Origin of the sequence: Vibrio genomosp. F10 str. 9ZD137, assembly GCF_049974785.1 — a bacterium.
Taxonomy (GTDB): domain Bacteria; phylum Pseudomonadota; class Gammaproteobacteria; order Enterobacterales; family Vibrionaceae; genus Vibrio.
In genome coordinates, this window is sequence record NZ_JBNGCJ010000849.1 from 1 (window position 1) to 6,120 (window position 6,120).

The window sequence follows — 6,120 nt, forward strand, 5'->3', positions numbered from 1 at the left end:
ACCGCCGTTCCCAGGAAAGGCGCAGAGCAGGGTGTTGCCAGTAGTGTGGCGAACATGCCTTGAGTGAAATGGCCAATATACGAGTTGTCACCTTGGGACGCCAACCAAGTATGAGTATTAGAGGATAATCGGAACTCGAACAGACCCAACATATTGGCACCAAACAGCCCCGTGATCAGCACCATTGCACCAATAAACCAACCGCTTTGAAACTGGATTCCCCATCCTATTGCGCTGCCCGTCAGTTTTAATGCAGCTAAAAACAAAGCGATCAATAAAAATGACGTCACAATACCTGCAGAAGAAGCCAAAAATTGACGTCTAATTTGTCCTCGATTAAGAGCTCCTGCATAGACGACGCTACTGAGTTTCATGCCCAGTACGGGTAGCACACAGGGCATAATGTTGAGAATTAGCCCGCCTAAAAGCGCAAACAAGAACACCGTTTCCAGCGACATCTCACGGGTTGGATCCGAGATAACCGTTGAGATAATGGTGGTTGGCAGCTCCGTTATAAAGTCTTTGTCACCAATGGTCACCAAAAGTTCTTCACCCGCCAATTGACGGGGGCCTAACCAACTCGTAACGTCGAACGTCACGACTAGCGTATCGCCATCGGTATGGATCACGGGCCTTGAGAATGAAGTGTTTTCAACCTCTTCAGAATCGCCATCAACCAAAACCTTGGCCGCTTTCCAACCCAATGGTTTAATCGCCGTAACTTGAAGCTTACTCTTACTTTCATCCCATATAGCGCTCACTTCCTGTACTAAAGGAGAAACTCTAGGCACCTGACTTAGCCCCTGGGCATAGGTATGCATCGCATCATCAGACAGCAACAATTCTGATGGTACGAAGGTGAGTTCAAATGGATAATCCGTCAATACACAAACGGTCTTACAGGATGACAGCGTTAAGTTCGCCCTGAATGTGACGGGAAATTTCACATCATCAACATGAAGCGTAATGGGAAAGATCACCCGTTCTTTGTACCCTAACGTGTCAATACCCAACACGCTGAAACGCTGAGGATAAGGCCATAACCAATCAACATCGTTAATGTTATCTGACTGACTCCAAGTCATACTCGGTTTAATCCCGCCCTCTCCAGGACTTCGCCAATAAGTCTTCCAGTCATCACTCAGTTTGACTTCAAGAAAACCCTCAACGGTGTTTTGTGATTGATTGACCTGCCCAGTAACCGCGAAGCGCGTCTTAACAGGCGGATGATTGGGGTTTTGCAACCAACCCGTATCCGTTTGCTGTGTTTGAATTTGGTTTTGAGCTAGGTTTTGAGCTTGGACTTCAGCCTGAGCTTTTAAAGGAAGCATGACCACACTAGAAAATAGCAAGAGCAGTCCAAACAGTAATGAACGAGCGACGAAATGGATTTTTGGCATGTATGTTCCTGTGCAAATGGGATGAAAACAATTCTTTGACTGAACCGATGGTTGAACGTTACATGCTCAAAACACTGTCCTTTACAAGACCGTAAATGACCACAGAGCTAATCTGTCTTCTTCTGGAGCGTACTCGTGGCGTAAACGGCAAAAATGGCAAAAATGGCGTTTATTGTTATGTTTTTTATAGGACAAGTCCAAGTAGGATTTGTTACATTCCATTCCGAACAAGATAAATGCGCAATATCTCATCAATTTGCGACCTCTTCCGCATCAATTTAACCGGCCTAGCGCTATGGTTATTTCAGTCACTTAGAAAGGGGAATAGCTATGAAATACCAACATATCCTAGTCGCACTTGAATTGTCTGAAGACAGCAACGTTCTTATTGATCGAGCGGTTTTCCTTGCCAAACAGTTTGACGCCAATATTTCTTTTATTCATATCGATGGAACCCACGGTGAAATCTACCCTGAGCTTATCGACATTCAGTCGCATGATGGGGACATCCCACTAAAGAAAAACTCTGTTGATCAACTCAAGGGGTTTGAAACTTATGCAAACCACCCTATCCAGAGTTTTCTAGTCGGTACCGGCGACTTAAGCGACAAACTTCATGACACAATCCTTGATCACAAAGTCGACCTTCTTATTTGTGGGCATCACCACGACTTTTGGAGCAATATTGTCTCCTATTCAAAGCATCTAATTAACAAATCACCGGTCGATATTCTTATTATCCCTATTTAGCCCACGTAAACTCGATAAAGCGAAATAAACTCGGCATTTTATAACCTTTCATAGTGGAACACCGCGCTCTTATCGATTCAGGGCGCAGTGCTCTATTTAAAGCACTCATTACGTCGTGGTGAGCACGAATTTAAGGCCTAACAAGATCTCATTATCGGTGACCCTCTGCGTAATCACTGCTTGCTCATTGCGACATTGTTCACTTCTTCGTTCACTTCTTCGGCTTGCGGTTCTTCACCAAAATCAAAAATCGCAAGTGATGCTAAAAAATTGGCTCTAGCGCTTCTCTAACAAAACATAAATCTGGTATCTTCTGTGTTCAAATAATGGTTTCAAGAGGCATGGATGACAACAATTTCAGATGTATCTCGCATTGCTGGTGTATCTAAGGCGACAGTTTCTCGTGTGATCAATGGCACTGGGCAAGTCAAAGAAAGCACGCGAGAATTAGTAAAATCTGTCATGCAAGAACTCAATTATAAGCCCAGCTCAGTCGCACAAGCCTTGGCCACTAAAAGTGGAAACAGCATAGGTTTGGTCCTTTCAGACTTTACGGGCAGCTATTTTGGTATTTTGCTTAAACAGGCATCAGTGAGTGCCGATCTCATGGGCAAACAACTGTTAATTGCGGATGGTCATAATCAAGCTGAAAGTGAATTAAAGGCGGTTCATTCGCTTGTTGAAAAACGATGCGATGTGATTGTGCTGTATAGCCGTATGTTATCCAGTGATCAAATAACCGCGCTTAACCAATCTATTGACATACCGATAGTGAATGTCGGTAGGCAATTGCCTGAGAATGCGGGTTACTCTATCTCTTTTGATCAGCAACACGCAGTTAAAATGGCCGTCGATCACCTAGTCGAATCAGGTCACCGAAGCATTACTTACCTAGGCCCAACGCCAAGTACACCAACATCCACATCTCGTTCTCAAGGCTTCACGTTGGCAATAAACCAACACACAACAACAAAGATTGAATCTTACCAACACCCTTGTGAATTTGGCTTTATTGAAGGATACCAAGCAGGAAAAGCACTCTTATCTAAAGGAAGCCTCACCAGTGCTATCGTTGCTGCATCTGATGATATTGCTATCGGTTGTATTAAGGCGTTTTCTGAACAGGGAATGTCGGTCCCCAAAGACATTTCCATTATTAGTATTGATAACGATCCCTGCAGCGCTTTCGTAACGCCTTCTTTAACAACGGTTGAAATCCCTATTCAAGCGATCATGGCTCAGGCTATGTCAGTGGCTCAAAAGCTTATTGAAGGACACACGTTATTTGAATCTGAAGTGATCCAAGGGCAACTGATCGTTCGAGACTCAACAGATCTCTTCACGCCTTAATCAGACGCCACTCCCCCTAGTGAACGATACACTTTAGTCACTAGGGCGTGTTTTTAAACGTCGCTTTCTCGATATCCTGCCACTCCCCTTACCGTTCGAAGTGCTCACTTAATCAACAACCCAACCAAATTGATACTTTTATCATCAATGTTTTATCGAACTAATGCTGGCTAAAAATTAGACATGCGTAGCATATTTAATACCCATGGTATTCATCCGAATGATTTATCGTGTATATATGTAACCGGTTACTGAAACCGGTTACATTTTTATTGTAACGGGTAAGTGAATAATTAAGGGAAGGCAGTATGAAGATATTTTTATGTTGTGCGGCAGGTATGTCGACAAGCATGCTCGTCAGTAAAATGGAAAAATCGGCGATGGAACAAGGAATAGAGTGTGAGATCTCAGCGCACTCTATTTCAGAATTTGACGACTGCATTAAATGGAGCGATGTGTGCTTGATTGCTCCTCAGGTCAAGTTCAAATATGAAGAATTTAAGCGAATAGCGAACGAGCTCAATAAGGGGTGTGCGCTGATCGATATGATGAACTACGGGATGTTAAAGGGCGATGCTGTTTTAGAGCAAGCGATTACGCTCTATCAAACCAAAGAAACTATGGAGAGTTAGCAAAATGGCAATATTTGATAAAGTACTGAGTTTTGTAGAGACGGTTGTCGCTCCGGCGGCAGGCAAGATCTCTGCACAAAAACACATTAATGCCATTAAAGATGGATTTGTCTCCACAATGCCCTTTCTCATTGTTGGCTCATTATTATTAGTCTTAGCGTTTCCGCCTTCTGAGGGGAATTTCTTCTTTGATGGTTGGCATGGTCTCATCGACCTAATAGGAAAAGAGAACATTCTGACGCCATTCCAGCTAAGTATGGGAATCTTCGCGCTCTATGCTTCATTCGGTATCGGCTTTAGTTTGGCGGAAGCGTATAAATTGCGCCCAATGAACACGGGGATGCTTTCCATGTTCGCCTTTTTATTAGCGGCTGCACCTATGGTGAACGTTGAGATTGGCGGAGTACTACCCGGTGCATTCCTCGGCGGAACAGGGGCATTTACCGCGATAATTTGCGGTCTATTTGTTCCAGAAATGCAAAGGCTCCTGATCAAATACAATATTCGAATCAAGATGCCAGAAGCGGTGCCACCGAAGATCTCTGCGTCGTTCGATCTTCTTATTCCGATTGTCTTTATCTCCATTATTATCATGTCGGTGAACGTTTACCTTGCTCAGCATGGTATGAAGATCCCTGACGCTATTATGACGTTGTTCCAACCTTTAGTATTGGCATCAGACAGTTATGTGGCTTGTTTACTGGCTGTATTATTGGTTCAACTCCTTTGGTTTAGTGGCATTCACGGTGGTTCAGTCGTGGGTGGCATTATCGGACCTATGCTATTGATAAACTTAGGCTTAAACCAAGACGCTCTAGCAGCAGGTGAACCTTTACCCGCGATATTCATTAACCCAGTGATGGACTTCTTTATCTTTGTCGGCGGTGCAGGCGGTACATGGGGGCTCGTCTTACTCATGATGCGATCGAAAGCAACTCAGCTTAAAACCATCGGTAAAATGTCGATTATTCCTGGCACATTCAACATTAACGAGCCAGTCATTTTCGGTACCCCCATTGTAATGAACCCTATCTACTTCATTCCTTGGCTACTCGCCCCTACCATTAATACCACCATCGTTTGGTTTACGTTCAAAGCTGGCCTTGTCTCAAAAATTATTGCTATTCCACCATGGACGATGCCAGCACCGATTGGTGCCATCATCGCCACCAATTCCGGAACCGCTGCACTGGTCGTTTTAAGCAGTATCGTCGTCAGTTCGATTGTTTTCTATCCATTTATGAAAGTACATGAAAAGCAGCTACTTAAAGAAGAAAACGCACTGTCTGAAAGCACCCAAAACAACGCAAAAGAAGGAAACCTCAATGAATGTCAAAATTGATAGTAGTGAGGACATAACTGAAGAATTTCTCATGACATTGCTGTGTCAAGTTGGCGAAGCTCGCTCTGCCTTTATGGAAGCCATGATGACGGCGAGAAAAGGCCATTTTCAGCAAGCTCAACAACTGCTTAAAAGTGGCGATGAAGCACTGACCGCTGTTCACAAATCACAAACCGCACTGATTGGGTTTGATGAAGGTGCGGGCAAAGTCACTATGACGTTAATTCTGACTCACATTCAAGACCACATTATGACAACGATGCTTTGCCGCGAACTTGCTGAAGAAATTGTTGCTATTCACCACAAACTGAACAAGGTTAGAAGTTATGAAGAAGCGCATATTTGATTTTACCGCTGAAGATGTCCGTAATGCTTCTCGTCAAGATATTGTCGACAGCATTCAGAACTCTGAAGGTCGCACCATCATGGTGGAAAATGTGGTGGCAATAGCCCCACCTATCGATGTGGTTTCAGGTGCAGAGATTGCGGCGGCTTTTGGGGCGGATATGATCACATTGAATTGCCTAGACGTCATGAAGCCCGCGATAAAAATCCTTTCAGAAGATCCTGAAGAAGTCATGTCAATAGCGCAAATAAAAGCGGCAACGGGTCGTTTGATTGGCTGTAATCTAGAGCCTGTACCAGA

At 44.0% G+C, this 6,120-nt stretch carries 6 protein-coding genes and 1 pseudogene; 6 read left to right on the plus strand and 1 reads right to left on the minus strand.

Going from position 1 to position 6,120, the window contains the following annotated elements:
* Window positions 1-1,400 (minus strand): protein-disulfide reductase DsbD domain-containing protein (locus ACP45E_RS19165; protein WP_277815728.1); only part of this gene is annotated, 1,400 nt, incomplete at its 3' end.
* A 330-nt stretch (window positions 1,401-1,730) separates the two neighbouring features.
* On the opposite strand from ACP45E_RS19165, the gene ACP45E_RS19170 reads away from it, so the two are divergent.
* From ACP45E_RS19170 to ACP45E_RS19195, 6 genes and pseudogenes are all read left to right on the plus strand, one after another.
* The gene (locus ACP45E_RS19170) at window positions 1,731-2,150 is read left to right on the plus strand and encodes a universal stress protein (protein WP_017036883.1); all 420 of its coding nucleotides are present in this window, start codon (window positions 1,731-1,733) and stop codon (window positions 2,148-2,150) included.
* A 345-nt stretch (window positions 2,151-2,495) separates the two neighbouring features.
* A complete protein-coding gene (locus ACP45E_RS19175) occupies window positions 2,496-3,500 on the plus strand; it encodes a LacI family DNA-binding transcriptional regulator (RefSeq protein WP_017036884.1) in 1,005 nt (334 codons plus the stop codon).
* 308 nt (window positions 3,501-3,808) lie between these two features.
* On the plus strand, window positions 3,809-4,132 hold the full coding sequence (locus tag ACP45E_RS19180; protein WP_017033308.1) for a PTS sugar transporter subunit IIB: 324 nt from the start codon (window positions 3,809-3,811) through the stop codon (window positions 4,130-4,132).
* A 4-nt stretch (window positions 4,133-4,136) separates the two neighbouring features.
* Complete coding sequence (locus ACP45E_RS19185) at window positions 4,137-5,474, plus strand: PTS cellobiose transporter subunit IIC (RefSeq protein ID WP_017033309.1); 1,338 nt, start codon at window positions 4,137-4,139, stop codon at window positions 5,472-5,474.
* Window positions 5,458-5,820 (plus strand): PTS lactose/cellobiose transporter subunit IIA, encoded by a 363-nt coding sequence (locus ACP45E_RS19190; protein WP_017033310.1) that lies wholly within the window; start codon window positions 5,458-5,460, stop codon window positions 5,818-5,820. The genes ACP45E_RS19185 and ACP45E_RS19190 overlap by 17 nt, the downstream gene beginning before the upstream one ends.
* Window positions 5,801-6,120: pseudogene (locus ACP45E_RS19195) on the plus strand (dihydrodipicolinate synthase); the annotation flags it as partial. The gene ACP45E_RS19190 and the pseudogene ACP45E_RS19195, both read left to right, overlap by 20 nt.